At 71.3% G+C, this 26,189-nt stretch carries 23 protein-coding genes and 1 tRNA gene; 10 read left to right on the top strand and 14 right to left on the bottom strand.

From position 1 onward, the window contains the following. Nucleotides 1-79: 79 nt before the first annotated feature. Nucleotides 80-1,207 carry a cation diffusion facilitator family transporter gene (locus JOF44_RS09290; protein ID WP_342591736.1) on the bottom strand — a complete coding sequence of 376 codons (1,128 nt, stop codon included), beginning with the start codon at nt 1,205-1,207 and terminating at the stop codon, nt 80-82. A 56-nt stretch (nt 1,208-1,263) separates the two neighbouring features. Between JOF44_RS09290 and JOF44_RS09285 the strand changes: the two genes are divergently transcribed. Then, nucleotides 1,264-1,611: an ArsR/SmtB family transcription factor gene (locus JOF44_RS09285; RefSeq protein WP_209890113.1), complete on the top strand. Its 348-nt coding sequence runs from the start codon at nt 1,264-1,266 to the stop codon at nt 1,609-1,611. Between the two features lie 166 nt (nt 1,612-1,777). On the opposite strand, the gene JOF44_RS09280 is transcribed toward JOF44_RS09285, so the two are convergent. The 3 genes from JOF44_RS09280 to JOF44_RS09270 all read right to left on the bottom strand — a co-directional run bounded on the left by JOF44_RS09280 (nt 1,778) and on the right by JOF44_RS09270 (nt 3,758). Beyond that, nucleotides 1,778-1,850, bottom strand: a tRNA-Arg gene (locus JOF44_RS09280). Between the two features lie 108 nt (nt 1,851-1,958). Further along, nucleotides 1,959-3,059 (bottom strand): LppM family (lipo)protein, encoded by a 1,101-nt coding sequence (locus JOF44_RS09275; protein WP_209890107.1) that lies wholly within the window; start codon nt 3,057-3,059, stop codon nt 1,959-1,961. A 129-nt stretch (nt 3,060-3,188) separates the two neighbouring features. Beyond that, nucleotides 3,189-3,758 (bottom strand): cell division protein CrgA, encoded by a 570-nt coding sequence (locus tag JOF44_RS09270; RefSeq protein WP_209890104.1) that lies wholly within the window; start codon nt 3,756-3,758, stop codon nt 3,189-3,191. A 114-nt stretch (nt 3,759-3,872) separates the two neighbouring features. On the opposite strand from JOF44_RS09270, the gene JOF44_RS09265 reads away from it, so the two are divergent. Genes JOF44_RS09265 through JOF44_RS09255 form a run of 3 tightly spaced genes read left to right on the top strand, consistent with a single transcriptional unit; the run spans nt 3,873 to nt 5,523 of the window. Next, nucleotides 3,873-4,598, top strand: coding sequence for a DUF881 domain-containing protein (locus tag JOF44_RS09265; protein ID WP_209890101.1), 726 nt, complete (start codon nt 3,873-3,875; stop codon nt 4,596-4,598). Beyond that, nucleotides 4,595-5,341: a class E sortase gene (locus tag JOF44_RS09260; protein WP_245348904.1), complete on the top strand. Its 747-nt coding sequence runs from the start codon at nt 4,595-4,597 to the stop codon at nt 5,339-5,341. Before JOF44_RS09265 ends, JOF44_RS09260 begins: the two co-directional genes overlap by 4 nt. Further along, nucleotides 5,341-5,523, top strand: a complete 183-nt coding sequence (locus JOF44_RS09255; RefSeq protein WP_209890098.1) for a hypothetical protein — start codon at nt 5,341-5,343, stop codon at nt 5,521-5,523. The genes JOF44_RS09260 and JOF44_RS09255 overlap by 1 nt, the downstream gene beginning before the upstream one ends. A gap of 346 nt (nt 5,524-5,869) precedes the next feature. Here JOF44_RS09255 and JOF44_RS09250 read toward each other — a convergent pair whose 3' ends face one another. The 9 genes from JOF44_RS09250 to JOF44_RS09210 form a co-directional block, all read right to left on the bottom strand. Beyond that, nucleotides 5,870-6,532, bottom strand: a complete 663-nt coding sequence (locus JOF44_RS09250; protein WP_209890095.1) for an anthranilate synthase component II — start codon at nt 6,530-6,532, stop codon at nt 5,870-5,872. A gap of 37 nt (nt 6,533-6,569) precedes the next feature. After that, nucleotides 6,570-8,843: a Stk1 family PASTA domain-containing Ser/Thr kinase gene (gene pknB, locus JOF44_RS09245; RefSeq protein ID WP_209890092.1), complete on the bottom strand. Its 2,274-nt coding sequence runs from the start codon at nt 8,841-8,843 to the stop codon at nt 6,570-6,572. Beyond that, nucleotides 8,840-10,351 carry a serine/threonine-protein kinase gene (locus JOF44_RS09240; RefSeq protein WP_209890089.1) on the bottom strand — a complete coding sequence of 504 codons (1,512 nt, stop codon included), beginning with the start codon at nt 10,349-10,351 and terminating at the stop codon, nt 8,840-8,842. The genes pknB and JOF44_RS09240 overlap by 4 nt, the downstream gene beginning before the upstream one ends. Continuing rightward, nucleotides 10,348-11,793, bottom strand: a complete 1,446-nt coding sequence (locus tag JOF44_RS09235) for a peptidoglycan D,D-transpeptidase FtsI family protein (protein WP_209890086.1) — start codon at nt 11,791-11,793, stop codon at nt 10,348-10,350. Before JOF44_RS09235 ends, JOF44_RS09240 begins: the two co-directional genes overlap by 4 nt. Beyond that, entirely contained in the window at nt 11,790-13,220 is a 1,431-nt protein-coding gene (locus JOF44_RS09230) for an FtsW/RodA/SpoVE family cell cycle protein (RefSeq protein WP_209890083.1), read from the bottom strand. Before JOF44_RS09230 ends, JOF44_RS09235 begins: the two co-directional genes overlap by 4 nt. Continuing rightward, the gene (locus JOF44_RS09225; protein WP_209890080.1) at nt 13,220-14,593 is read right to left on the bottom strand and encodes a PP2C family protein-serine/threonine phosphatase; all 1,374 of its coding nucleotides are present in this window, start codon (nt 14,591-14,593) and stop codon (nt 13,220-13,222) included. Before JOF44_RS09225 ends, JOF44_RS09230 begins: the two co-directional genes overlap by 1 nt. Next, the gene (locus JOF44_RS09220; RefSeq protein WP_209890077.1) at nt 14,590-15,117 is read right to left on the bottom strand and encodes an FHA domain-containing protein FhaB/FipA; all 528 of its coding nucleotides are present in this window, start codon (nt 15,115-15,117) and stop codon (nt 14,590-14,592) included. The genes JOF44_RS09225 and JOF44_RS09220 overlap by 4 nt, the downstream gene beginning before the upstream one ends. A gap of 7 nt (nt 15,118-15,124) precedes the next feature. Next, entirely contained in the window at nt 15,125-15,865 is a 741-nt protein-coding gene (locus JOF44_RS09215) for an FHA domain-containing protein (protein WP_209890074.1), read from the bottom strand. A 210-nt stretch (nt 15,866-16,075) separates the two neighbouring features. Next, complete coding sequence (locus tag JOF44_RS09210; protein ID WP_245348903.1) at nt 16,076-16,816, bottom strand: L,D-transpeptidase family protein; 741 nt, start codon at nt 16,814-16,816, stop codon at nt 16,076-16,078. 354 nt (nt 16,817-17,170) lie between these two features. On the opposite strand from JOF44_RS09210, the gene JOF44_RS09205 reads away from it, so the two are divergent. The 3 genes from JOF44_RS09205 to JOF44_RS09195 all read left to right on the top strand — a co-directional run bounded on the left by JOF44_RS09205 (nt 17,171) and on the right by JOF44_RS09195 (nt 22,125). Next, nucleotides 17,171-18,010 carry a serine hydrolase domain-containing protein gene (locus tag JOF44_RS09205; protein ID WP_209890068.1) on the top strand — a complete coding sequence of 280 codons (840 nt, stop codon included), beginning with the start codon at nt 17,171-17,173 and terminating at the stop codon, nt 18,008-18,010. Next, complete coding sequence (locus JOF44_RS09200) at nt 18,007-18,828, top strand: serine hydrolase domain-containing protein (protein ID WP_209890065.1); 822 nt, start codon at nt 18,007-18,009, stop codon at nt 18,826-18,828. The genes JOF44_RS09205 and JOF44_RS09200 overlap by 4 nt, the downstream gene beginning before the upstream one ends. Before the next feature lie 153 nt (nt 18,829-18,981). Then, the gene (locus JOF44_RS09195; protein WP_209890062.1) at nt 18,982-22,125 is read left to right on the top strand and encodes an alpha-mannosidase; all 3,144 of its coding nucleotides are present in this window, start codon (nt 18,982-18,984) and stop codon (nt 22,123-22,125) included. Nucleotides 22,126-22,130: 5 nt separating this feature from the next. Here JOF44_RS09195 and folP read toward each other — a convergent pair whose 3' ends face one another. Next, nucleotides 22,131-23,087, bottom strand: a complete 957-nt coding sequence (gene folP / locus JOF44_RS09190; protein ID WP_209890059.1) for a dihydropteroate synthase — start codon at nt 23,085-23,087, stop codon at nt 22,131-22,133. A 148-nt stretch (nt 23,088-23,235) separates the two neighbouring features. Here folP and JOF44_RS09185 point away from each other — a divergent pair, with 148 nt between their 5' ends. Genes JOF44_RS09185 through JOF44_RS09175 form a run of 3 tightly spaced genes read left to right on the top strand, consistent with a single transcriptional unit; the run spans nt 23,236 to nt 26,163 of the window. Further along, nucleotides 23,236-24,384 carry an NAD-dependent epimerase/dehydratase family protein gene (locus JOF44_RS09185; RefSeq protein ID WP_209890056.1) on the top strand — a complete coding sequence of 383 codons (1,149 nt, stop codon included), beginning with the start codon at nt 23,236-23,238 and terminating at the stop codon, nt 24,382-24,384. A 10-nt stretch (nt 24,385-24,394) separates the two neighbouring features. Continuing rightward, entirely contained in the window at nt 24,395-25,513 is a 1,119-nt protein-coding gene (locus tag JOF44_RS21135; RefSeq protein ID WP_209890053.1) for a glycosyltransferase family 4 protein, read from the top strand. Continuing rightward, complete coding sequence (locus JOF44_RS09175; RefSeq protein WP_209890050.1) at nt 25,510-26,163, top strand: GNAT family N-acetyltransferase; 654 nt, start codon at nt 25,510-25,512, stop codon at nt 26,161-26,163. The genes JOF44_RS21135 and JOF44_RS09175 overlap by 4 nt, the downstream gene beginning before the upstream one ends. Nucleotides 26,164-26,189 lie beyond the last annotated feature (26 nt).

The raw sequence follows: 26,189 nt of genomic DNA, 5'->3' as shown, positions 1-26,189 counted from the left end.
AGGACATCGTAGGGGGTCCCTCCTGCGTGCCCCTCCGGGCTCTCCTGCTCGACCGGGCCGTCCTGTCCGGTCGGTCCGCCTACCCGGCCCGTCCCTCCGATTCCGCGGGGTCCGCGGATCCCTGCGGGGCGGGTCGGCCGACGGTGCGCACGCCGACGCGCTCCAGAGGGGGCAGCTCGCGATGCACGGCGGCCTCGGCCTCGGTCGCGATCGCGCTCGCCGCGGTGAGCGGGAGGTTCGCGGGAAGGTGCAGCCGCAGCTCGGCGTCGAGACGGTGGCCGATCCAGCGCGCCCGGATCTCGTCGGCCGCGAGCACACCGGGGACGGTCACGGCCGCGGTCTCGATCTGATCCAGCAGCTGCGGGTCGATGCCGTCCATCAGCCGTTCGACGACGGTGCGCATCGAGGCGATCAGCACGGCGACCACGACCGCGGCGATCAGCAGGCCGATGACCGGGTCGATCCACGGCAGTCCGAACCAGGCGCCGATCACGCCGATCGCCACGGCGAGTGAGGTCAGGGCGTCGGTGCGGGCGTGCTGTCCCTCGGCGATCAGGGCGGCGGAGCCGATGCGTCGGCCCGCACGGATGCGGTAGATCGCCACCAGCTCGTTCCCGGCGGCTCCGATCAGGGCGGCGGCGAGCACCCACCCCAGATGGGTCATGTCGCGGGTGCCGGCCAGCGCCCGCACGGATTCCCAGACGATCAGTCCGGCCGAGAGCGCGATGACAGCACCGATCAGCAGTCCCACCAGGTCCTCCGCCCGTCGGAAGCCATAGCTGTACCGGCGGGTCGGGGCTCGTCGGCCCAGGCGGAAGGCGATGATCAGCGGGATCGTCGTGGCGAGGTGGCCGAGGTTGTGCAGGGTGTCGGCGAGCAGCGCCACGGAGCCGCTGAGCGCGACGATGAGGATCTGCAGAGCCGCGGTGGCCCCCATGCCGACGAGGCTGATCCAGGCGGCCCGCAGGCCGATCGCACTGGCCTCCTCGGCAGTGCGGATGGCCTCGCCGTGATCGTGGCTGTGCGGGATCAGCGCGTGGCGCAGGCGACCCCCGAACCCTCGGTGCGCGTGGTCGTGGCCGTGCTCGTGCGTGGTCGCGTGCTCGTGCAGGGCCGGGGAATCATGCTCGTCCGCGCGTCCCGGGGAGCCCATGGGCTCATGGGTGTCGCCGGGTGCGGCCGGGCGGGTATCTGGGGTGCCGTTCACCGTAACAATGTATCTGCGCAAGCATGCAGATAGCAAGATCCCCGTACGATGTCGCCATGCATGAGCAGCCGGTACGAGCCGTTCCCGACGAGGAGCATGCGCAGATCGCCGCGAGCACCTTCCGCATGCTCTCGGATCCGACGAGGGTGAAGATCCTCTGGGCGCTGTTCCAGGAGGAGTCCAGCGTCAACGCGCTCGCCGACATCGTCGGGGCGACGCCTGCGGCGGTCAGCCAGCACCTGGCGAAGCTGCGGCTGTCGGGTCTGGTGGAGAGCCGCAAGGAGGGCACCTTCGCCTACTACCGCGCCGCGGACCAGCATGTGCGCCGCCTGCTGACCGAGACCCTCTCGCACGCCGAGCACGTCACGGGGGCGGCCGAGGAGAGGGACCCGCACAGCTACTGAGCGGCGGCGCCGTTCGTCCCGGGTCCGTGCGGCACCCGGGCTTCCGTCCGACGGGTCGCTTTGGGCCCCGCATCCGACACGTCGGACCGTACTCCCGCGCCTCCCACGCACGACGAAGCCCCTCACCGCACCGACTCGATGCTGTGAGGGGCTTCATCCACAAAAGTGCGCCCGGAGGGATTCGAACCCCCAACCTTCTGATCCGTAGTCAGATGCTCTATCCGTTAAGCTACGGGCGCTCGTCGGCGTTCCGACCTGATCGAGTCTAATGCTCGGCCCAGGTGGGCGCCAATCCAGGGGTCATGACCCTGCTCACACGGCCCTGGAGAGGCGCACCGACCCGGGGATCACTGCCCCGGAGGCTGGGGCGGACGGCTCCAGGGATCCTGCGGCGGCTGGCTGCCGCCGTCCTCCTGACCCGGCTGCGGCGGCTGGTTCCAGGGCTGTCCCTGGTCGCCCTGCGGCGCGGCAGGCGGAGACACCTGACCCCACTGCTGACCCTGGTCGCCCTGCTGACCGGGCTGCGGAGGCTGGTTCCACGGCTGGCCCTGCTGACCGGACTGCGGAGGCTGGTTCCACGGCTGGCCCTGCTGGCCCTGGTCGCCCTGCGGCGCGGCGGGCGGCGGGGTGGTCGGGCCCCACGGCTGGCCGCCCTGCGGGGTGGCCGGAGGAGCGTTGCCGGTGGACATCGAGGCCGCGCCGGCCGCACCGCCGAAGGCGGCCGGGGCGTTCACGCCGGGGGCGCCGGGGCCGGCGGATCCGCCCTTGTTCCGGCGGGCGCGGATCACGAAGAAGATGACCGCCGCGATCGCGAGCAGCAGGATGAAGCCGACGACCACCACGATGATGATCACGACGATCCAGGGGAAGCCGTCGGCCTCCGCGGTGATGTCCACGCCCTGGGAGAACTCGGTGACATCGGTGTAGGTGACGGTGTTGCCGTCGACGGTCCCGCCCTGGGACTCGATGACCTTGCCCGGGAAGGTGAAGGAGATCTCGAACTCGAAGGCCGAGACGTCGATGCCGTACAGGGAGCCCAGGGCGTCCAGGTCGGACTGGTTGATGCCCTCGGACCCGAGATCCAGGATGAGGTGGTACTCGCCGTCCTGCTCGGTCAGGTCGAGTCCCGAGCCGAAGTCCGCGCGGGTGCTGGTGCCGGAGATGCGGCAGCCCCAGATGTCGCCGTCCTCGTAGGCCTCGACCGGGGCGGACAGAAGATCCTCGTTCGCGTCCCCCATCAGGTCTTCGCACATCGCGTCGGGGGAATCGAAGCTCTCGCCCATCTTCTCGAGCACGTTCTTGTCCAGGCCGAAGTCCATCGACAGGGCGATGGTGTCGATGTCCTTGATGTCGAAGTCGGCGCTGAGACGCCCGCACCCGGACAGGAGCAGGACGAACGGCAGGACGAGTACGGCGATGAGCCGGCGCCGGGCCGAGATGGTGTTCATGGTTCCCCCGTCAGGTCAGGATGTGTGGACCGCGGCGCGCCCGGACTGCGGGCGACGACGGGCTCAGAGTACCTGGGCACGACGGAATCCGCGGTGGGGAGAACTCCCCATCGCGGAGGTATCGAGCGGCTACTTCCAGAACATGAGCATGCCGCCGCCGACGAGCATCACGCCGAAGCCCGCAGCGAGGTTCCAGTCCCCGATCGGCAGCGGCAGCGCCCCGGCGGAGAGGTAGAAGGCGACCAGGTAGACCAGGCCCACGATGAGGAGCACGACGGCGGTGGGGGCGAGCCAGGCGGGGTTCGGTGCCTCGGCGGCGACCCGTCGGCCGCTCGTGCGCGCCGATTCCGCGGCGGCGGCCTTCTTCGGGGAGTCGGCGCGAGTGGCATCCTTCGCCTTCTCGGTGACCTCGCTGCCCGACGTGCGGGTCGCGTCCCGGCCGGACGCCGTGGTCTTCGAGTTCTTGCCGGCGCCCGCCCGCTTTCCAGAACCTGAGTCTGTGCCGTTCGTCGCGACGGGGTCCTTGCCGGCGCTCTTCTTCCGCGCGACGGGATCCTTGCCGGAAGCGGGTGTCGAGCCCTCCGCCGCGGAGTCGGGGGAGAGGTCGTCGAGATCGTCCGTCCCGGGCTGGGCGGCCGTCGTCTGGGCCGTGGCCTTCGACGCGGCCTGCGCCGACGACTTCTTCCTGCTCTTGGCCATGAAACGGTGCTCCCTCGAAGCGGCCTGTCGTGCGGCGTGGCGCACGGGCCCGCCGGTGCGGGCCTTGGCCTAGGGTAATGGTCGTCGGACCAGCGCGCGAAGCGAGGAGTGAGCATGGACGAAGACGCCGGAGAGTCCCGCGGTCCCCGCCGCCGGGTCGGCGTCGCGCTCGTGATGGTGCTGTGCGGCGTGCTGTTCGCGACCACCGCCCGGATCTCCGGGGGAGAGTCCATCCGCGATGAGAGCGGCGACGTCGTCAGCGTGCTGACCGAGCGGGGGCGCACCATCGAGCAGCTGACCGACGAGGTGGCCGACAAGCGCGCCCAGATCGACGAGCTGTCCGCGGCCGGTGGGGACGCCCGTGTCCAGGAGCGGAGCACCCAGGTCGCCGAGGCCGTCGGCCTCCGCGAGGTCAGCGGCCCCGCCCTGGAGATCACCCTCACCGACGCCCCTGCGGGCACGCTCGGGACCATGGACGACGTCGAACCCGATGACCTCGTCGTCCATCAGCAGGACATGGAGTCCTACATCAACGCCCTCTGGGCCGGTGGGGCCGAGGCGATGATGCTGCAGGATCAGCGGGTCGTGGCCGGCAGCGCCTTCCGCTGCGCCGGCAACACCCTCCTGCTCGAGGGGCGTGTGTACTCCCCGCCCTTCGTCATCACCGTCATCGGACCCACCGAGCAGATGCTCGCCGCCCTCGATGACACCTCCGGCGTGCAGGTCTACCGCGAATGGGTCGACTACGTCGGCCTCGGCGAGCAGATCAGGACTCTCGAGGAGACCACCCTTCCCGCCTTCGAGGGCTCCCTGACCCTCGAGACGGCGCAGGCCGGATGATGGCCGCGCGCGCCGCCCACCGCGCCCGCTCCCGCGGTGCCACGGTCCTCGGCCGGGTGATCGGTGTCCTCGGCGAGCTGCTCATCACTCTCGGTGCCCTGCTGCTGCTCTTCCTCCTCTGGCAGCTGTGGTGGACCGACGTCGTGGCCGACCGCGAGCAGTCCGGCATCATCGCCGGCCTGGAGGACGAGTGGGGGAGCGTGGACGAGGAGAGGATCGCTCGCGCCCAGGACGGGCCGCCGCCGGTGCCCGACACGTTCGGGGACACGAAGGTCTGGGGCACGATGCACGTGCCCGCCTTCGACCGGGAGCGCTTCCCGCTCGCCGAAGGGGTGAGCCTGGAGCAGGTCCTGAACGTCAAGGGGGCCGGCCACTACCCCGAGACCGCCCTGCCCGGTCAGGTCGGGAACTTCTCCGTGGCCGGTCACCGCAACACCTACGGACGGGTGTTCGAGGACATCGCCGGTCTGGAATCCGGGGACCCGATCGTCGTCGAGACGGCCGACGCCTTCTACGTCTACGAGGTGACCGAATCCCTGATCGTGGATCCGGGCGCCGTCGAGGTGATCGCCCCGACGCCCGGGCAGATCGGGGTCGAGCCCACCGAGTCGATGATGACCCTGACCGCCTGCCATCCGATGTACTCCGCGCGCGAGCGCTACATCGTCCACGCCGAGTTCGCCTACTGGACGGACCGCGCCGACGGCATCCCCGAAGCGCTCGCCTCGACGGAGGAGGACTGATGTACGCCTGGCTGTTCCGTCACCTGCCCGGCCCGCTGTGGGCGCGGATCCTGCTGGTCGTGGTCGTGCTGGCCGCGATCGTCGTGGTGCTGTTCGGCTGGGTGTTCCCCGCCATCGCCCCGTTGATGCCGTTCAACGACGGCCTGGTCGGCGGCTCGGAGGTCGGGACGCCGACGCCCTGACGGGGGCGGAGCACGGGGTCGCCTCCCGGTATTGCGCGCCCTGCTTCCACGATGGGAAGCACAGCGCGCAACGGCGGATGTGGGGTGCCTGGTCGGCGACCAGGGTGGCGGTATTGCGCGCCCTGCTTCCATGATGGGAAGCACAGCGCGCAACGGCGGATGTGGGGTGCCCGGTCGGCGACCAGAGTGGCGGTATTGCGCGCCCTGCTTCCACGATGGGAAGCACAGCGCACAACGGCGGATGTGGGGTGCCTGGTCGGCGACCAGGGCGGCGGTATTGCGCGGCCTGCTTCCATGATGGGAAGCACAGCGCACAACAGTGGAGGTGGTGGGGTGCCCGGTCGGCTCAGCCTGCGGTCATCAGGGGCACGAGGCCTGCGGAGCGCTCGACGGCGTCGCGGCCGTCGCACAGCTCGAGGAAGTGCGCGAGCATCAGGTGACCGTTCTCCGTCAGCACCGACTCCGGGTGGAACTGCACGCCGTGCAGCGGCAGCTCGCGGTGCGCGAGCCCCATGATCATCCCGTCGGCGGTCCGGGCGGTGACCTCGAGGCAGGCCGGGATCGTGGCCGGGTCGACCGTGAGCGAGTGGTAGCGCGTCGCGATCATCGGCGAGGGAGCGGCGGCGAACACGCTGGCGCCGTCGTGCGTGAGCTCGCTGGTGCGGCCATGCATGAGCTGCGGCGCATGGCCCACCGTGGCCCCGAAGAACTGGCCGAGCGCCTGGTGGCCCAGGCACACCCCGAGCAGCGGCACCGCACCCTCGGCGCAGGCACCGATCACTTCGAGCGAGCGACCGGCGGTGCTCGGGGTGCCGGGCCCCGGGGAGACCAGCACCCCGTCGAACCCGCTCAGGTCCACGGCCCCAGCACCGTCCTCGGGCACCTCGTCGTTGCGCACCACCGTGGTGTCAGCGCCCATCTGCTGCAGGTAGCCGACGATCGTGTAGACGAAGCTGTCGTAGTTGTCGATCACCAGGACGCGCGCGCCGGCGGCAGGGCGTCCGTGCATGCTCGTCCTCGCCCCGTCGGGAGCGGGCGTCGCCGAATCAGCCATTCCCGTTCCCCGTCCCGCGGTCGTCCGCATTGCCGTTCGCGTTGCCGTTCGTCGTGCCGTCCGCGTTGCCGTTCGCGGTGCCGTCCGCGGTGCTGTTCGCCGTGCTGTTCGCGTTCGCGTTGCCGTTCCCGTCGCCCCCGTCATCGCTGGGAGGATCACTGGGCTCGTCCGACGGGGTTTCGCTGGACGAGGGGCTCTCGCTCGGCGACTCACTGGGCGAATCGCTCGGCGACTCGCTGGGGGAATCGCTCGGCGACTCGGTCGGCGTCGGGGACTCCTCCGGTCCGCTGGAGACCACGATCACCACCGTCGAGCCACGATCGGCCTTCTCGTTCGCGCCGGGCTCGGTGCGGATCACGCGACCCTTCTCCACGGAGTCGGAGGCCTCGTTCTCGGTGTCGAGCCCGAAGCCGGCGTCGCCGAGGGTCTTCTGGGCCTCGGAGAGGGTGTGTCCGGTGACGTTCGGGACGGTCACCGGGCCCGGAGCCGCCGCCACCACGAGGGAGACGGTGGAGCCGTAGGAGGCCGTGCCGCTGTCGGCGGTCGGGGTCTGGCTGAGCACCGTGCCGGGATCGGCGTCGGTGGTCTCCTTCTCGGTGGGCTCGGGCACTTCGAAGCCGGAGTCCTCGAGGGTCTCGGTGGCGCTGTCGATCTGGGTCCCCTCGACATTGGGGACCTCGACGTCGCCCGAGGCGAAGCGCACCTCGACCTCGGCGCCCTTCTCCGCGGTGGCGCCGCCCTGCGGGGAGGAGCTGGTGACGGTGCCCTTCTCCTGCGGGGCGTCCTCCGGATCCCCCTCGACCATCACCAGGCCGACGTCCCCGAGCGCCGTCTCGGCCTCGTCGCGGGTCATGCCCACCAGGTCGTCGGGGACGGTCACCGCCTCCGGACCGGCCGAGACGGTCACCTCGACGGTGGAGCCGACCTCGACCTCCTCGCCCTCGCCGGGGGAGGACTCGATGACCACGCCCTCGTCGACGTCCTGCGACTCGGCCTGGGTGAAATCCCCCTCGAGGCCGGCGTCCTCGAGCAAGGCGCTCGCGTCCTGCTCGGTCTGCCCGGCCAGTTCCGGGACCGGCACCGTCTCGGGCCCGGTGTCCCAGGGTCGGAGGACGGCCAGTGCGGTGCCGATCAGGGCCAGCGCGGCGATGATCACCAGGATGATCAGCCACCAGGGGCGCTTGCGCCCGGGCTCCTGTCCGACTTCTTCGGAGGAGTGCGGCGACACCGGCCCGGAGGCGATCGGCGTCGGGTCGGTGGACCACTCGGAGGCCCGCGCCCCGGCCCCCGCGGCGCCGGCGCCCGCCATGGCCGGCAGCGCCTCGGTGGCGTCGTCCATCGGGTTCAGCACGGTCGTCGGCTGCCCGTCGGCCCCGGCCGGGACCGCTCCGCCGACGAGGGCCGGGGTGCGCCCGGCGACCACGGCGGCGATGTCCCGCGAGAAGGCGACCGCGCTCGGGTAGCGCTGCTCGCGGTCCTTGGCGAGCCCGGTGAGGATCACGGCGTCCAGCGCCGGGGTGATCGCGGGGTTGTACGCCGACGGGGGCTGCGGCTCCTCCCGCACGTGCTGGTAGGCGATGGAGACCGGGGTGTCGCCGGTGAACGGCGGGCGTCCCGTCATCAGCTCGTACATCACGCACGCGGCGGAGTAGATGTCGGAGCGGGCGTCGACCAGCTGGCCGCGGGCCTGCTCGGGGGAGAGGTACTGGGCGGTGCCCATGACGGCCTGGGTGGCGGTCATGGCGCTGGTGGCGTCCGCGATCGCCCGGGCGATGCCGAAGTCCATCACCTTGACCGCGCCGGCGTCGTTGATCATCACGTTGCCGGGCTTGATGTCGCGGTGGACGATCCCGGCTCGGTGCGAGTACTCCAGGGCGCTCAGCAGCGCGACCATGATCTCGCCGGCCTTGCGGGCCTCCATCGGGTCCTCGGGATCGATGTGCTCGCGCAGGGTGGTGCCGTGCACGTACTCCATGACGATGTACGGGATCGTGACATCCGCGCCGGTGACGGTCCTCTGATGCTCCTCGCCGGTGTCGTAGACCGCGACGATGGAGGGATGGTTCAGGGCGGCGGCGCTGTGGGCCTCGCGGCGGAACCGCTCCTGGAAGTTCGCGTCACGGGCGAGGTCGGAGCGCAGCACCTTGACGGCGACCGTGCGGTGCAGGCGGGTGTCCTCCGCCAGGAACACCTCGGCCATGCCGCCGGTCCCGAGGATCTTCCCCAGGGTGTAGCGGCCCTGCAGGACCACGTTCTCTTCGCTCACTGAACACCTGTCCTCGTGCCGTGGTCGACACCGACCGATTCGATCATCGTACGTGCTGGAACCGTCTCCCCCGTGCCGGGGTGATCGATGCCCAGCGCCCCCAGGGGCAGCCATCCCAGACCGCCCGCCACGGCCACCGCGATCACCAGCACCAGCAGGATCAGCAGCACCAGGCCGGGCAGGGTGAACGGGCCGAGGGTGCGGCCCGTCGACGTCCCGCGCACCGTGCGCGTCGAGGCCGAGGTGTCCACGTCACGCAGTCCGCCGGGTGCCGCGGACCGCTCCGGGCCGCCGTCCGCGGGGCGTCGGGGCCCCGCCGCGGGACGGGAGGCGGAGTGCTCCGCGGAGGCCGTGCGCGAGGAGCGGGGCGGCGGGGCCGGAGAGGCGGCCGACCGCGCCGAGGGGGCCGACGGGCCCGACAGCGCCGATCGCGCCGAGCCGCCGGAGGCGGCCGAGGCGCCCGAGCGGTGGCGGACGCCCCGTCCGCGGCCCGACATCGGCAGCGGCATGGCGGCCGTCCCGGTCCCCGTCGGGGAGGCTCCCGGGCGCTCGTTCCCGCCGGTGGACCCGCTGGACCCGGCAGAGCCGCCGGACCCTCCGGGCCGCACCGCGTTCTCCCCGGTCCAGTCGTGGTCCTCGACGCGCGTGAGGGGGACCGCCCCGGTGGTGAAGCGGGGCTCGACGCCGCGCTGGATCGCCTCGAGGATCCGGGCCACCGCCGCCGCCGAGCGGGGACGGTTCGCAGGCGCCTTGGCCAGAGTCATCATCACCAGCTGGCGCAGATCGGCGGTGAGCGTCTCCGGCAGTTCCGGCGGCTGCTGCTTGACCTGGGCCATCGCGATCTCGACCTGGCTGGAGCCCGTGAAGGGACGGTGCCCCACCAGCATCTCGTAGGCCACGATCCCCAGCGCGTAGATGTCCGACAGCGAGGTCGCCTGCTTGCCCATCGCCTGCTCGGGGGAGAGGTACTGGGCCGTGCCCATCACGAGACCGGTCTTGGTCAGCCGCGCCTGGTCCTTGCTGCGGGCGATCCCGAAGTCGGTGATCTTCATGGACCAGTCGTTCTCCTCGTCGACCAGCACGTTCTCCGGCTTCACATCGCGGTGGACGACGCCCTTGGAGTGGGCGGCGTCCAGCGCCCGGGCCAGCTCGATGAGGATGGAGACGACCCGCTTCTCGGGCAGTCCGGCGGTGTTCTCCTCGATGATGTCCGACAGCGGGCGTCCCGGGCAGAGCTCCATGACGATGTAGGCGCGCCCGTCGAGCTCCCCGTAGTCGTACAGGGCCGCGATCGCGTCGTGCGAGAGGGCCGCGGTATGGCGGGCCTCCGCCCGGAACCGCTTGAGGAAGCCTTCGTCGCCCGCATACTCCTCGCGCAGCACCTTGATGGCCACGTCGCGCTCCAGCTCCTGGTCGCGGCCCTTCCAGACCTGCCCCATGCCGCCGGTGGCGATCAGGGACGTGAGTTCGTAGCGCCCTTCGAGCACCAGCCCCGCCTCGGTCCTCATTGCGTGAACACCGCCTCCATGACGTCGCGGGAGATCGGAGCCGCCGTGCGCGACCCGTATCCGCCCTCTTCGACCAGGACCGCGACGGCGATCTTCTGGTCGTCCTGCTGCCCGTACCCGACGAACCACGAATGCGGCGCCCGGTCCTCGCCCCACTCGGCGGTGCCGGTCTTCCCGCCGACCTCGACGCCGTCGATCGCGGCGGCCGTGCCGGTGCCGTCCTCGACCACGCCGACCATCATCTCGCGCATCTGCGCTGCGTTCGAGGCGCTCAGCGGCTGGCCCAGCTCGGTCGGGCTCAGCTCCGCCACCGTCGACAGATCGTTGGTGCGCACCGCGCTGACCAGCTGCGGTTCCATCACCACGCCGTCGTTGGCCATCGCCCCGGCCACCATCGCCATCTGCAGCGGCGTGACCCGGTCCTCGTACTGTCCGATCGAGGTGGTCGCCAGCTGGGCGTCGTCCAGATCGCTGCCGATCGAGGACGGGGTCACCGACAGCGGGATCTCCAGGCGCTGGCCGAAGCCGAACTCCTGCGCGGTCTGCGTCAGCTGCTGTTCGCCGATGGACACCCCGAGCTTGGCGAAGGAGGTGTTGCAGGACTGGCGCAGCGCCTCGGCGAGGGTGGACTCGTCGTCCGGCCCGCAGGGCTCGGTGCCGCCTGCGGCGTGGTTGTTCATCACCGCCGAGGAGTTCGGCAGCTGGTAGGTGCCGGGGCCGGGGATGACCGTCTCGGCCGTGTAGTCCCCGGTCTCGAGCGCGGCCGCGGCCGTGACCAGCTTGAACGCCGAACCCGGGGGGTACAGGTCCCCGCCGATCGCCCGGTTGGTCAGGGGACGGTCGGGATCGTCGTTCAGCTCCGACCAGGCGTCCTGCACCGCAGCGGTGTCGTGCGAGGCCAGCCGGTTGGGGTCGTAGCTGGGGGAGGAGACCATGGCCAGGACCGCACCTGTGTCCGGATCCAGGGCGACGACGGAGCCGCGGCGGCCGTCCAGGGCGTCCCAGGCGGCCTCCTGCGCGGCGGAGTCGAGGGTGAGCTCGACGGTCGCGCCCCGTCCCTGCTCGCCCGAGAGGATCGCGGAGATCCGGTGGTAGAACAGGGCGTCGGCCTCACCGGAGAGGGTGTCGTTCAACGCCCGCTCGATCCCGGAGAACCCGTAGACCACCGAGTAGTAGCCGGTCACCGGTGCGTACATCGCGCCGGGATCGTAGCTGCGCAGGTAGCCGTAGGTGTCTCCGGATGCGGTGGAGGTGGCGATCGGGTCCCCGTCCACGACGATCGGTCCGCGGTGGCGGCCGTACTCGTTGTAGGTGGTGCGCAGGTTCTGGCTGTTGGCGTTGAGCCGATCCTGGGCGATGACCTGGAAGTACGTGGTCGAGGTGAACAGCAGCACGAAGAGCACGCTGACCACCAGCCACACATGGCGCAGAGGCTTGTTCATGCCGTCACCTCCGAGGTCGGCCGGCCGGTGCCGCCCACGCCGCCGCCGCCCACGCCGCCGATGCCACCGCCACCGGCGGCGCTGCCGGGCACCTGCCGGGCGGCGGGCCGACGGGCGGCGTCCGAGAGCCGCACCAGGATGCCGGCGATGATCCAGTTGCACACCAGCGAGCTGCCGCCGGCGGCGAGGAACGGCAGCGTCAGACCGGTCAGCGGGATCACCCGGGTGACGCCGCCGACGACGACGAACACCTGCAGGGCGATGACGAAGCCGAGACCGCCCGCCAACAGGGTGCCGAAGCCGTCGGAGATGCCGACGGCCGCGCGCACCGCGCGCTGGACCAGCAGCAGGTACAGCAGCAGCAGGGCGAAGGCCCCCACCATGCCGAGCTCCTCGGCGAAGGAGGTGAAGATGAAGTCGGACTCCGCGTGGGGCACCACGTCCGGGCGTCCCTCACCCAGCCCCGCCCCGGTCAGACCACCGTTGGCGAGGCCGAACAGGCCCTGGTTGATCTGCCCGCAGGCGGCGAAGTTCTCGCTCGACAGCGGATCCAGCCAGCAGGTGATGCGGGTGCGGACATGGCCCATCTGGGTGGCCGCGAACACCGCCGGGGGGAGGAACATGACCGCCCCGATCACCAGCCAGCTGAGCCGGTCGGTGGCCACGTACAGCATCACCACGAACAGGCCGAAGAACATCAGCGAGGTGCCGAGGTCGGTCTGGAACACCAGCACCGCCATGGCGAAGCCCCAGGCCACCAGGATGGGTCCGAAGTCCGACCAGCGCGGCAGGTGGATGCCGAGCACCTTGGGGCCGGCCAGGGCCAGGGTGTCGCGGCGCGCGACCAGGTACCCGGCGAAGAAGATCGCGAAGGCGATCTTCGCCAGCTCCGCGGGCTGGAAGCTGTTGCCGGCGATGGAGATCCAGATCCGCGAGCCGTTGCGGGCGGAGCCGAGCCCGGGCACCAGCGGCATCAGCAGCAGGATCGCGCCGATCACGGCGCTGATCCAGGTGTAGCGGCGCAGCCAGCGGTGGTCGCGCAGCAGCACCACCACCGCGATGCACAGCAGCGCCCCGATGATCGCCCACAGCATCTGGCGGTCCGCGCTGGCGGAGGTGCGCAGCCCGTAGATCTCGTTCGCGGCGTGCACGCTCTCGATCACGGCGATGCCCAGCAGGTTCAGCAGCACCACCAGGGGGAGGATCACCGGATCCGCATAGGGGGTGCGCCACATCACCGCCACCTGCAGCGCCAGGGCGAGCACCGCCGCGCCGATGCCGTACTGCATCAGGTTCTCCGGCAGCTCGTCGAAGCGACCCAGGTGCACCAGCGCATAGGCGCCCACGCCGATGACCACGGCGAACGCCAGCAGCACCGCCTGCATGATGCGGCGCGGGCGGGCGGTGTAGGAGACGATCGTGGCCACTAGGAGTCCTCGCCCTCATCCGGGGGAGTGGCCGTGCGCTCGGGCCGTTCGGACAGGCCGCCGCCGTCGGAGGGCTCGGACGCACCCGCCCCGCCGCCGTCGGAGGGCTCGCCCCCGCCGTCGGACGGCGCCGGATCGGTGGCCTCCGGGGGCCGGCTCGCCAGGGCCGCCTGGTCCAGGCGCTCGATGATCGCCTCCGCGGACTCTCGGTCGTCGGCGGAGATGGTCCGTTCCACCTGCTGCTGGGTGACCTCGGGGAGGTCCTCGAGGGAGATGTCGGTGACCTCGACCGGCTCCGACAGCGAGATCGGGCCCAGGTCCTGGGACAGCCCCTGGTAGAGCACCACGTTGGTGCCGTCGGTGCCGACGAAGAACTGGCGCTGCGACCAGGCGTAGCCGGCCCACAGGATCCCGCCGAGCAGGGCCACCAGCAATGCCACGGCCACCAGCGCGGGCCAGGGGCTGCGGCGCGGCGGCTCGTCCTCGGAGAAGTCCTCGTCCTGGTAGGGGGCCTCGGGCTCCTCGCGCGTCAGCGCCGCGGCCTTCGCGGCCGGGCCGGAGGCGGAGGTCGGCTGGTGCCGGGAGCGGGCCGCCGAACCCACGATCTGCGGGGTCGTGGAAGGGGCCGCCTCGCCGCGGGGCAGCTCGTCGAGGTCGACGACGTCGGCGATCAGGCACGTGATGTTGTCGGGCCCGCCGCCCTTCAACGCCAGCTGGATCAGCTCGTCGGCGCACTCGCCGGGGTCCTCGAAGGTCTTCAGCGTCGCGTCGATGGTGTCCAGCGAGACCAGGCCCGACAGACCGTCCGAGCACAGCATCCACCGGTCGCCCGGATGGGCGGGGCGCAGCGAGAGGTCCAGCTCCGGATCGGCGTCGACGTCGCCGAGCACCCGCATCAGCACCGAGCGCTGGGGGTGGCGCTCGGCCTCCTCCTCGGTCAGCCGTCCTTCGTCCAGCAGGCGCTGGACGAAGGTGTGGTCCTTGGTGACCTGGACGGTCTCCTCCTCGCGCAGCAGATAGGCGCGGGAGTCCCCGATGTGGGCGAGGGCGAACTTGCCCTCTGCGCGCAGCATCGCGGTGATGGTGGTGCCCAGGCCCCGCAGCTGGGGCTCGTCGCGGGCACGGCGCAGGATCTCCTGGTTGGCGTCGAGCACCGTCTCCTCGAGGGTGGCGACGATGTCCGAGGCCGGGGTCTCCGAGTCCAGCCGCGCCAGGCGGCCGATCGCCACGGAGGAGGCGACGTCGCCGCCGGCGTGGCCGCCCATGCCGTCGGCCACGACCAGCAGATGACTGCCCGCGTAGCCGGAGTCCTGGTTGTTGGACCGTACGAGGCCGACGTCGGAGCGGGCGGCGTACCGCAGGGCGATGCTCATCGCGGACCTCGTCTCAGCTCGATCTCGGTGCGGCCGATCCGCACCTGCGCGCCGGGCCGGAACGGCACGGCGCCCTCGATCCGTCGACCCGACACCAGGGTGCCGTTGGTGGATCCGAGGTCTTCGACGATCCACTCGCCCTCGCGCTGGAACACGCGCGCGTGGCGGTTGGAGGCGTAGTCGTCATCGAGCACGAGGGTGCACTCGGGGGCGCGGCCGATGAGGATCGGGGTGGAGCCCAGGGTCAGGGAGGTGCCGCGCAGCGGGCCCGCCGTGACCACCATCGCCGTGGCGGTGACCTCGGGGTCCGTGCGCAGCGCGGCCGGGTCGGTGCCGGGCGATCCGGCGGCCCCGCCGACCGGCCCCGAGGCGGGACGCCGATCGCGGCGGGGGTCCTTGCTGGACCGGTTGACCACGGTGGTGCCGAACAGGTCGTTGCGCAGCACCAGGACCACCACGATCACGAACACCCACAGCGCCAGGACGAATCCCAGGCGGAGCGCGACGAGGGTCAGTTCGCTCATCGGGCGCTCACCAGCTGACCGGGCCGGCCGCGGGGAGCAGCACGGTCAGGCGGGTGCGGCCGATCTTGATCAGGGAGCGGTCCTGCAGGGCCACCGGCGTGGTGATGCGCTCGCCGTCGACGAAGGTGCCGTTGGTGGAGCCGAGGTCGGTGGCCATCAGCCGTCCGGCGGGCTCGCCGCCGGACGGGGCGCCGGTGGGGTCCGTGCGCAGCTCGAGGTGGTGGCGGGAGACCCCGGTGTCCTCGAGGATGATGTCCGCGTCGCCGCCGCGACCGATCACGGTCACGGGGCCGGTCAGGAGGTACTGCTGGCCGTCGATCTCGACGATCGGGCTGCCGCCGGACTCGGAGCGGGCCGCGCCCGTCGCGGGGGCCACGCTGCCGCGCTCGGTGCGGGACTCGGTCTCGAACCGGCCCGCGCGCACCTCGTCGTCGGCCGCGAGGTCCACGTGGACCCCGCCGACGAACATGTAGCGCTGCTTCTCCGCATGCTCCATGAGCACGCGCTGGAGCTCGTCGAGCAGGGTGTCCTGCCAGGACGAGAAGCGCTCGTGGTCCTGGGAGTGCAGGTAGATGGTGTAGACGTTCGGGGCCAGGGTCCGGGTGCGGTCCAGCACCTGGATCTGGTCATCGCATTCGCGCTTGAGCCCCTGTGCGAGGTCGAGCGGCTTCAGCTGACCACGACCGGGCGAGAACATGCTCGTCACGCCGCGGTCGAGTCCGCGCTCGATCCGATCCAAGATCCCCACGGTGGTCCTTCGCTCTCGCAGTGGCTGACAGGTTGCGTGAGCCCCCGTCGGACACGGTTCGGCGACGAGGCTGCTCGCCCCAGATCGTATCGCGGGAGCAGGTCGATCCCGGGACGGTCGGGCGGGGAGGCGGCGAGGGATTCGTGCAGGGGTCGTGAAGAGGCGGCGGCGGACGCGCCGGTCCGCCGCCGTCCCCCTCGGGGTCCGGGGTCAGTAGATGAGCACCCGGCGTCCCTCGACGAACCAGCCGCGGCCCGACCACAGCAGGTCGGTGGCGGCGACGGAGATCCGGCAGCAGCCGTGGGACGCCGGGTAGGCGGGGATCGAGTTCGAGCCGTGGATGGCCCACCCGCGGTCGTAGTAGCCCGGCCGGTAGAGGCTGCCCAGCGGGCCGGACTGCCAGCCGCCGCTGTACAGGCGGTACATCGAGAAGTCGCCGGTGGGGGTGGTCGCGGTCTTCCAGCGGCCTCCCGAGTAGTAGCGCTTCCCGCTGCCGGTCGAGGTGTTGAAGACGTGGGCCAGCTCGCCACGGTTGGTCGCGATGAGTATCTGCCGCGACAGGTCGATCTCGAAGCCGACGCTGCTGGTCATCCGCCGGTCGGGCTGGATGTCGTCGTCGAGCGCCCCGTAGGTGTCGGGGCCGACGACGCCGTCGCGCCCGAGGCGGGCCGTCTTCTGCAGGGCGAACACGGCCTGCTCGGTCAGGTGGCCGAAGACGCCGTCGGCGGTGCCGCACCAGTACGCCGATCGCGACAGGCGTTTCTGCAGCGAGGTCACCGCGGAGCCGCGGTCGCCCCGGCGGAGCTTCGGTGGGGCGGCGTCGGCGCCGCTGGTGCCGAGTGCCAGGCCGGTGCCCAGCGTGCCTGCCCCGAGCAGCAGGGTGCGCCGCGACGGTGCGGCGACGGGCAGCTGCGCTCCGTCGGGGCGCCTCGGTCTCTCCGTGATCGTCATATCCATCGTCCTTCATCCCTTCGTGGGTGCCGGCGGCTCGGTCGAGCCGGTGATCCGGGACGCCCGGCGGTGGACGCCCCGATCATCATGCGATCCCCAAGGGATGGTAAACAACAGGAAAAAACCGCAGATCAGTATGTTTCTTGTGAGTAGACCAAAAAGGCCCAGGTCACACTGGGCAAATCGGACAAGTCACGAAATGGTCTCAGGTCCTGCGGAGCGGGGCAAGGGGTGCTGCGGATCGCCGGCACGGCCGCTGCTCGCCCGCCGGTACGGCCGCTGCTCGCCCGCCCGCGGCCGCCGCGAACGGCGCCCCGTGGTCCCGCCCCCGGACCGTGTGCCATATTTGACGGCGTGGAGAGCGAGACCCTGCCCGAGATCCCCGTCGACGTCACGTTCGCGCATGCCCTGGGGGTCTCCGACGCCGAGCGCACGCTGCGCATCCAGGGGGAGCCGGATCGGATCTGGGACCTGGCCAGCGTCTCCAAGCCGCTGGCCGCTCTCGGGGTGCTGGTCGCCGTGGACCGCGGACTGGTCGACCTCGCCGAACCCGCCGGCCCCGCCGGCGCCACCGTGCGCCACCTGCTGGCGCACACCGCCGGGTACCCCTTCGACGGTCAGGAGCCCGTCAGCGCCGTCGGCGCCCGCCGCATCTACTCCAACACGGGCTTCGAGGTGCTCGCCGCGCATCTGGAGGAGGCCACCGGGTACGAGTTCGAGGACTGGATGGAGCAGACGGTGGTCCAGGGCCTCGCGCTGCGCGACGTCGAGGTGACCGGTTCCCCGGCGGCCGGGTACCGCGGCAGCATCCGCGACCTGCTCGCCGTCGGCCGCGAGCTGCTCGAGCCCACCCTGATCTCCTCCGAGCTCTGGCGCGAGGCGACCAGCGTGCAGTTCCGGGGACGGGACGGCATCCTGCCCGGCTACGGCCGCCAGCAGCCCAACGACTGGGGCCTCGGGTTCGAGATCCGCGACGGCAAGTCGCCCCACTGGACCGGCCAGGGCTCGAGCCCGCGCACCTTCGGACACTTCGGGCAGTCCGGCTCCTTCCTCTGGGTTGACCCCGAGGCCGGGCTGACCGCCGCCTTCCTCGGCGCCGAGCCCTTCGGGAAGACCCACGTGCGGATCTGGCCCGGCCTCACCGACGCGATCCTCGAGCGCCATCGCGACGGGGTGGGCGGCTCGGTGCGATGAGCGCTCTCGAGCTGCTCGACGAGCTCGGCTTCGAGGCCTGCGCGATGGTGCTGGGCCCCGAGGGTGTGCGCGAGCAGCGCGGGGACGTCGACCTGCCCCGGCCCTGGCGCTCGGTCACCAAGACCCTCACCGGCTTCGCGAGCGCCGTCGCCCTGCAGGAGGGGCGCGTCGGCCTCGACGACCCGGCCGGCCCCGAGGGCTCCACGCTGCGGCACCTGCTCGCCCACGCCTCCGGCTACTTCTACGAGTCCTCCCGGACTCTGCAGGCCCCCGGCCTGCGCCGCCACTACTCCAACTACGGCATCGACGAGGCCGCCCGCCACCTCGAGCGCGCCACCGGCTACGACATCGGCGACTGGGTCCAGGAGAAGGTCGCCGACCCGCTGGGGATGAGCCGCCTGGAATGGGGCGGTTCGCCATCGGTCGGCGCCGTCGGCCCCGTCGCGGATCTCGCCCTGCTCGCCGCCGAAGTGCTGCGGCCGACGCTGCTTCGGCCGCCGTGGTCCCGGGAGCTGACCAGCGTCCAGTTCCCCGAGCTGGTGGGCATCATGCCCGGCTTCGGCAAGCAGACCCCGAATCCCTTCGCGCTGGGGTTCGAGGTGCGCGGGACCAAGTCCCCGCACTGGACCGGGGCGCACAACTCCCCGGGGACCGTCGGCCACTTCGGCATGCGCGGGACCGCGTTCTGGGTCGATCCCGAAGCGGACCTCGCCCTGGTGATCGGCAGCGCCCACGACTTCTGCGACGCCCACCGCGACGTCCTGCCCCGCCTGGGCGATGCGGTGCTGGAGTCGCACGCCCGGTGCACCCCGTCCTGACGTGACGAGTGCCTCACGGCTCTATACAGTCAGGACGACGGGGCCGATCCGTCGCCTGCGACCCAGCCGTCGGGCCTCGACCCGCCGACCGGACCGATCGACCCCGACCAGTCCGACGAACGCCGCGCCACGAGCGCCCGAGGAGCCGCCCAGATGTTCGATGACAGGGAACTGACCGAGTCCCGGATCCGCCGCTTCACCCAGGACCACCTGGTCCCGCGGATCTACCAGGAGACGGCCCCGGTGCGCATCACCGCGCACCGGGTCCCCGGGGAGCCGATCCCGCCCCGGGAGGCGATCATCGAGCGCGCCGCGCAGTATGCAGAGCTCGAGGTGGGAGCGCCGCTGGGGCGTCCCTGGTCCACCACCTGGCTGCACGTGACCGGCACCGTCCCCGCCGACTGGGCGCTCGATGAGTCCTCCGCCCCGGAGCTGCTGGTCGACCTCGCCTTCACCGGCCAGCCCGGCTTCCAGGCCGAGGCGCTGGTGTTCACCCCCGACGGGGTGCCGCTGAAGGCCATCAACCCCTGCAACCGCTATCTCCCCGTCACCCCGGGCGAGGAGCTGGACGTCTACCTCGAATGCGCCGCGAACCCGCTGGTCGCCGGCGGATGGACCTTCGAACCCACCCCGCTCGGCGATCTCGCCACCATTCCCGACGAGGAGCTGTACTCGATCCGGGAGCTCCACCTCGCCCGCCGCGACGTGCGGATCTGGGAGCTCGCCGAGGATTTCCGGGCGCTGGGCGGACTGATGCTCGAGCTGCCCGCGACCAGCGCGCGCCGCCACGAGATCCTGCGCGCCCTGGAGACCGCCTGCGACGTCGCCGATCCCGACGACATGCCCGGCACCGCCGAGGCCGCCCGGGAGGTGCTGCGCCCGGCCCTTCAGCGCCCGGCCAACCGCTCCGCGCTCACCGTGCTGGCCACGGGGCACGCCCATATCGACTCGGCCTGGCTGTGGCCGGTGCGGGAGACCGTCCGCAAGGTGGCCCGCACCTTCTCCAACGCCGCCACGCTGATCGAGAACGACCCCGATGTCACCTTCTCCGCCTCCTCCGCGCAGCAGTACGCCTGGCTGAAGGACCACTACCCGGAGCTGTTCGAGCGGATCCGGGGCCACGTCGCCGACGGCCGCTTCGTGCCGGTGGGCGGCATGTGGGTCGAGTCCGATACCAACATGCCCGGCTCCGAGGCGATGGCCCGCCAGTTCATCGCCGGCAAGCGGTTCTTCCTGGAGAACTTCGGGGTCGAGACGCGCGAGACCTGGCTGCCGGATTCCTTCGGCTACTCCGCCGCCCTGCCGCAGATCGCGGCCCTGGCCGGTCAGGAGTTCTTCCTGACCCAGAAGGTCTCCTGGAACCAGGTCAACACCTTTCCCCACCACACCTTCCGCTGGGAGGGCATCGACGGCACCAGCGTGTTCACCCACTTCCCACCTGCCGACACCTACAACGGGATGCTCTCGGGCGAGGAGCTGGCCCACTTCGAGCGCAACTTCAAGGAGAAGGGGCGCTCCTCGATCGGCCTGGACCTGTTCGGCTGGGGCGAGGGCGGCGGCGGACCGACCCGCGAGATGATGGCCGCCGGGCGCCGAGCCGCCGATCTCGAGGGGTCCCCGAAGGTCGAGTTCGGCACCGCCGAGGACTTCTTCGAACGGGCCCGGGACGAGTACGAGAACCCTCCGGTGTTCAACGGCGAGCTGTACCTCGAGCTGCACCGCGGCACCTATTCCGCGCAGCTCGGCACCAAGCAGGGCAACCGACGCAGCGAGCACGTGCTGCACGAGGCCGAGTTCCTGGCCTCCCTGGCCGCGATCCGCGCCGATCTCGAATACCCGCACGAGGAGCTCGAGGCCCTGTGGGGCAACGCTCTGCTGGGTCAGTTCCACGACATCCTGCCCGGCTCCTCGATCGCCTGGGTGCACCGCGAGGCCGAACAGGGCCATGCCGCGACCGCCGAGCGCGCCGAGGCGATCATCGCCGAGGCGCTCGCCGCGCTCGGGGAGACCCGCGGTGAGATCACGGGGGAGACGAGCCGGACGGCGGCCGACGGCTGCGATCCCCCCGTGCTGCTGAACACCGCCCCGGTGCCGCGCCGCGGGGTGCCCGCCTACGCGGGCGGCACGGTCAGCGCCGGTCCCGAGGGGGTGGTGGTGTTCCGCGAGGGCGACACCATCACCGTCGAGAACGCCGCGCTGCGCGCCGTGCTCGACGCCTCCGGAGCGATCACCTCGCTGGTGGACCGCACCAGCGGACGCGACGCCATCGCCCCCGGCTCCCGCGGCGCCCTGCTGCAGCTGCACCGCGACACCCCCAACGCCTGGGACGCCTGGGACATCGACGAGTTCTACCGCCACGTGGTGCGCGACCTCGACGCCCCCACCGATGTCGAGGTCAGCGAGGTGGGGGCCGGGGTGCGGGTCGCCTTCACCTACACCACCGCCCAGGACGAGGGCGCTGCGACCTCCGGGGTCACCGGGGCCGGGTCCACGATCGTGAAGACCTACGTGCTGCGCCCGGGCGACGAGTCCCTCGAGATCGACCACGACATCGACTGGCGCGAACGCAAGAAGGTGCTCAAGCTCGCGTTCGGCCTGGACGTGCGCGCGCCCCACCTCAGCAGCGAGATCCAGTTCGGCCACATCGACCGCCCGATCCCCGTGAACACCTCCTGGGACGCCGCCCGGTTCGAGACCTGCGCGCACCGCTGGGTGCACCTGGCCGAGGGCGGCTACGGCATCGCGATCGCCAACGACTCCACCTACGGGCACGACGTGCTGCGCACCGTGCGCGGGTCCGACGGCGGCACCACCACCACGACACGCCTGACCCTGGTGCGCGCGCCCGAGTACCCGGACCCCGGCGCCGACCACGGCCGCTACGCGCTGCGGGTGGCGGTGCGGCCCGGGACCGGCATCGCCGGGGCCATCGAGGAGGGCTACCGGATCAACCTGCCCGAGCGGCGGGTGAGCGCCGCCGTCGCCGACGCCGTCGCGCAGCCGCTGGTCAGCGTTCAGTCCCCGAGCGTGCTGGTGGAGACCGTGAAGCTCGCCGAGGACCGCTCCGGCGATCTCGTGGCGCGCCTGTACGAGTCGCAGGGGGTCCGCTCCCGCGCGACCGTCCGCCTCGATGCGGCGCTGGACGAGGGAGAGGTCACCGTGGTGGACCTGCTCGAGCGACCCTTCGCCGACGACGCGCCGGACCACCTGTCCGCCGTCGGCCGCGCGGAGGACGGCGCGGCACGGCTGACCTTCCGGCTCTTCGAGATCAAGACCCTGCGCATCGCCCGCCGCTGAACCGCTCACATGTTGTGGATCAGCGGGCCGGCGGGCTCGCGCCACCCGGCAAGGATCTCGAGCATGCGCACCATGCGCACGGTGGCGGCGACGTCGTGGACCCGCAGGATGCGGGCGCCCTGGTGCATGGCCCAGGCGGCTGCGGCGAGCGAGCCCTCCAGCCGCTCCTCCTTGGCCAGGCCCAGCGACTCGCCGATCACGTCCTTGCGGGACAGCGCCGCCAGCACCGGCAGCCCGAGGGAGGTGTACTCGGACCAGTCACGCAGCAGCTCCAGAGTCTGCAGCGTGTTCTTGTTGAGGTCCGGTCCGGGGTCCAGGACGATCCTCTCGCGCGGGATGTCGGCTTCGAGCGCCCGCTCCAGGCGGGCGGCGAGGAAGTCCCGCACCTCCTCGACGACGTCCTCGTACCGCGGCCGGGGATACTCCCGCCGAGGGTGGGCCAGCGAGTGCGTGATCACCAGCGAAGCCCCCGTGCGGGCGACGGTCGAGGCCATGTCGGGGTCCCACAGCCCGGTGGTGTCGTTGATCAGATCCGCCCCCACCTCGATGCTCGCCGCGGCGACGGAGGCATGGAAGGTGTCCACCGACAGCAGCACGTGCGCAGGCAGCTCGCGGCGCAGCGCCCGGAGCACCGGGACCACGCGGTCGATCTCCTCGGTCGCCGGCAGCGGCGCGCCCGGGGCGAACTTCACGCCGCCCACGTCGATGATGTCGGCGCCCGCCGCAGCGGCCTCGAGGCCTGCGGTGACGGCGGTCTCCAGGGCCCAGGTGCGTCCTTCGTCGAAGAAGGAGTCCTGGGTGCGGTTGACGATGCCCATCACCAGCACGCGCGTGGCGGTGTCCGGCAGCGGACGAGGGGTCGCGGCGGTCGTGGCGGCCACCGCGGTATCAGCCGTGCGGGCTAGAGTGGCGTCCGCCGCGAGCGAGCACTGCGGCGAGCTGTCGTCGTAGGCGTTCGTCATGGCGGGTTCCTTCGCTGTTCACGCGGGCGTTCCTCATCTTTGAGCGGCACCCGACCTGCACTATCGTGAGATGCACACGAAACTACACGATCCGGATGCGGTGACTCTCCGCAGGCCGGTACCCGGACCCCTCGAGAGGACTCACCCCATGAAGATCGTCGTCGCCGGTGGAGATGGATTCTGCGGTTGGCCCACTGCTCTGTACCTCTCGCAGAAGGGCCATGACGTCACCATCATGGACAACCTGGTGCGACGCGAGATCGACGAGGAGCTGGGAAGCAACTCGGTGACCCCGATCCTCTCGCTCCAGGACCGCGTCGCGGCGTGGAAGGAGGTCTCCGGCAAGGACATCGCGGTCGAGATCGCCGACCTCACCGATTACGACGCCGTCGCGAAGGTCTTCCAGGAGGTCCAGCCGGAGTCGTACGTCCACTTCGCCGAGCACCGCTCCGCCCCGTACTCGATGATCGACCGCGAGCACGCGATCGAGAACCACCGCAACAACGTCGAGGGCACGCTGAACGTGCTGTGGGCGATCAAGGACTTCGCCCCGGACTGCCACCTCGTCAAGCTCGGCACCATGGGCGAGTACGGCCAGCCGAACATCGACATCGAGGAGGGCTGGATCGAGGTCGAGCACAAGGGGCGCACGGACCGCCTGCCCTTCCCCAAGCAGCCGGGGTCCTTCTACCACCTCACCAAGGTGCACGACAGCGACAACATCATGTTCGCCTGCAAGATCTGGGGCATCCGCGCCACGGACCTCAACCAGGGCGTCGTCTACGGTCTGGAGACCGACGAGACCCGACTCGACCCCCGTCTGGTCAACCGCTTCGACTACGACGCGGTGTTCGGCACGGCCATGAACCGCTTCATCATCCAGGCCGCCATCGGCCATGACCTCACCGTCTACGGCAACGGCTCCCAGACCCGCGGCTACCTGGACATCCAGGACACGGTGCGCTGCATCGAGATCGCCTGCGAGAACCCGGCCGATCGCGGCGAGTTCCGCGTCTACAACCAGTTCACCGAGCAGTTCTCGGTCAAGGAGCTGGCCGAGAAGGTGCAGAAGGTGGGCCGCGACCTCGGCCTGGACGTCGAGCTGGCCACCACCGAGAACCCGCGCGTGGAGAAGTACGACCACTACTACAACGCGGTCAACACCAACCTGCTGGACCTGGGCCTGCAGCCGCACCTGCTGACCGACGAGCACCTCGCCGAGGTCCTCAAGGTCGCGATGAACAACACCGACCGGGTCAAGCGCGAGCTGGTCATGCCCACCGTCACCTGGAAGTGAGAACCCTTCCGTGAAGATCGCGATCGTCACGGAGACCTTCGTGCCCTCCGTCGACGGCGTGGTGACGCGCCTGCGCCACGCCGTCGACCGGTTCACCGACCTCGGACACGAGGTCATGGTGATCGCCCCCGAGCTCGGCGTGTCCGAGTACCACGGGGCCAGGGTGGTGGGCATCCGTCCGGTGACGCTGCCGTTCTACAAGCATCGCCGTTTCACCCTGCCCAATCCCACCGTCGACGGCATCGTCCGCGGCTTCCACCCGGACGTGGTGCACGCGGCCCAGCCGCTGCTGCTGGCCTCTTCGGGGGCGTTCGCCGCGCACCGGCAGCGGGTCCCGCTGGTGGCGAGCTATCACACGCACATCCCGCGCTACCTGGACCTGTACAAGGCCTACCGCTGGGGGAAGCGTCCCGTGTGGTGGCAGATCAAGCGCAACCACGCGCTGGCCGACGTCAACATCGCCACCTCCGAGACGATGCGCGCGGAGCTCGCCGAGAAGGGGCTGCGCAACCTGCACGTCGTCCGGCGCGGGGTGGACACCGAGACCTTCCACCCCCACTTCGCCTCGGAGGCCATGCGCGAGCGCCTCACCCAGGGGCACCCGGAGAAGAAGCTGCTGGTCTTCGTGGGTCGCCTGGCCGCGGAGAAGGAGATCCACACCCTGCGGCCGATGATGGAGCGGCGTGACGACGTGGCCCTGGCGATCGTGGGCGACGGCCCCTACCGCGCGGAGCTCGAGCGCCACTTCGCCGGCACCGCGACGCTGTTCCCCGGCTTCATGGAGGGCGAGGAGCTCGCCAGCGCCTTCGCCAGCTCCGACGCCTTCGTGTTCCCCTCGGTCACCGAGACCCTGGGCCTGGTGATCCTCGAGGGCATGGCCTCCGGGCTCCCGGTGGTCGCCGCCCGCTCGGGGCCGACGATGGAGCAGGTCACCGATGGGGAGAACGGGCTGCTGTTCGATTCCGGGGACGAGGCGAGCCTGGATGCGGCGCTGACCCGGCTCGGGGACGGCGCGCTGCGCGGACGCATCCGCGAGGCCGCCCGCGCCGAGGCGGAGAAGTTCTCCTGGGAGAACGCCTCCGACGATCTGCTGCGCTACTACGAGATGGCGATCGAGAAGCACCGATGAGCACCAGTGCCTCGTCCCCCGCCCCGATCCCCACCACGGCCTCCGTCCCCACCGGCGCGATGGACCAGCCCCGCGGGTTGGTCCTCGAGAACGATCGGGTGCGGCTCGAGCCGCTCGGACCGCAGCACGTCGAGGGTCTGCGCGAGGTCGTGGCCGACGGGGAGATCTGGCGGATCCCCTATGCGCCTCATGTCCCCTCGCCCGAGCAGGTCGCCGACACGGTCGCGGCCCAGCGCGCCTCGGACGATGCGGGCAGGACGGTCTCCTGGGCGGTGATCGACCGCGGCAGCGATCGCGTCGTCGGCCACACCACGTTCCTGAACCTCTCCCTGCGCGACCGGCGCCTCGAACTGGGCACGACGTACATGGCCGGATCGACCCACGGCACCGGGCTGAACGCGGCGACCAAACTGGTGCTGCTGACCCACGCCTTCGAACAGCTCACCTGCCTCGGCGTGGAGTTCCGGGTCCATCACCTGAACATCGCCTCGCGCCGCGCCGTGGAGCGCCTCGGCGCCCAGCAGGACGGCATCCTGCGCGCCCATCGGATCATGCCCGACGGGACGCTGCGCCACACCGTCGTCTACTCGATCCTCGCGGACGAGTGGACGGGCGTGAAGGCGTCCCTGGAGCACCGCCTGCGCGGCTGACGGCGCGGTGGCCGCCGCGGTGGCCA

The organism is Brachybacterium fresconis, assembly GCF_017876515.1.
In the GTDB taxonomy this organism is placed as follows: domain Bacteria; phylum Actinomycetota; class Actinomycetes; order Actinomycetales; family Dermabacteraceae; genus Brachybacterium; species Brachybacterium fresconis.
This window is presented reverse-complemented; position numbering and strand designations above follow the sequence as displayed.

Bases quoted from the DNA above. Each gene is read 5' to 3' on its own strand.
- JOF44_RS09285 (WP_209890113.1), top strand. From the start codon at position 1,264: ATGCATGAGCAGCCGGTACGAGCCGTTCCCGACGAGGAGCATGCGCAG.
- JOF44_RS09275 (WP_209890107.1), bottom strand. From the start codon at position 3,059: ATGAACACCATCTCGGCCCGGCGCCGGCTCATCGCCGTACTCGTCCTG.
- JOF44_RS09270 (WP_209890104.1), bottom strand. From the start codon at position 3,758: ATGGCCAAGAGCAGGAAGAAGTCGTCGGCGCAGGCCGCGTCGAAGGCC.
- JOF44_RS09265 (WP_209890101.1), top strand. From the start codon at position 3,873: ATGGACGAAGACGCCGGAGAGTCCCGCGGTCCCCGCCGCCGGGTCGGC.
- JOF44_RS09260 (WP_245348904.1), top strand. From the start codon at position 4,595: ATGATGGCCGCGCGCGCCGCCCACCGCGCCCGCTCCCGCGGTGCCACG.
- JOF44_RS09255 (WP_209890098.1), top strand. From the start codon at position 5,341: ATGTACGCCTGGCTGTTCCGTCACCTGCCCGGCCCGCTGTGGGCGCGG.
- JOF44_RS09250 (WP_209890095.1), bottom strand. From the start codon at position 6,532: ATGCACGGACGCCCTGCCGCCGGCGCGCGCGTCCTGGTGATCGACAAC.
- JOF44_RS09240 (WP_209890089.1), bottom strand. From the start codon at position 10,351: ATGAGGACCGAGGCGGGGCTGGTGCTCGAAGGGCGCTACGAACTCACG.
- JOF44_RS09235 (WP_209890086.1), bottom strand. From the start codon at position 11,793: ATGAACAAGCCTCTGCGCCATGTGTGGCTGGTGGTCAGCGTGCTCTTC.
- JOF44_RS09225 (WP_209890080.1), bottom strand. From the start codon at position 14,593: ATGAGCATCGCCCTGCGGTACGCCGCCCGCTCCGACGTCGGCCTCGTA.
- JOF44_RS09220 (WP_209890077.1), bottom strand. From the start codon at position 15,117: ATGAGCGAACTGACCCTCGTCGCGCTCCGCCTGGGATTCGTCCTGGCG.
- JOF44_RS09210 (WP_245348903.1), bottom strand. From the start codon at position 16,816: ATGACGATCACGGAGAGACCGAGGCGCCCCGACGGAGCGCAGCTGCCC.
- JOF44_RS09200 (WP_209890065.1), top strand. From the start codon at position 18,007: ATGAGCGCTCTCGAGCTGCTCGACGAGCTCGGCTTCGAGGCCTGCGCG.
- JOF44_RS09195 (WP_209890062.1), top strand. From the start codon at position 18,982: ATGTTCGATGACAGGGAACTGACCGAGTCCCGGATCCGCCGCTTCACC.
- folP (WP_209890059.1), bottom strand. From the start codon at position 23,087: ATGACGAACGCCTACGACGACAGCTCGCCGCAGTGCTCGCTCGCGGCG.
- JOF44_RS09185 (WP_209890056.1), top strand. From the start codon at position 23,236: ATGAAGATCGTCGTCGCCGGTGGAGATGGATTCTGCGGTTGGCCCACT.
- JOF44_RS09175 (WP_209890050.1), top strand. From the start codon at position 25,510: ATGAGCACCAGTGCCTCGTCCCCCGCCCCGATCCCCACCACGGCCTCC.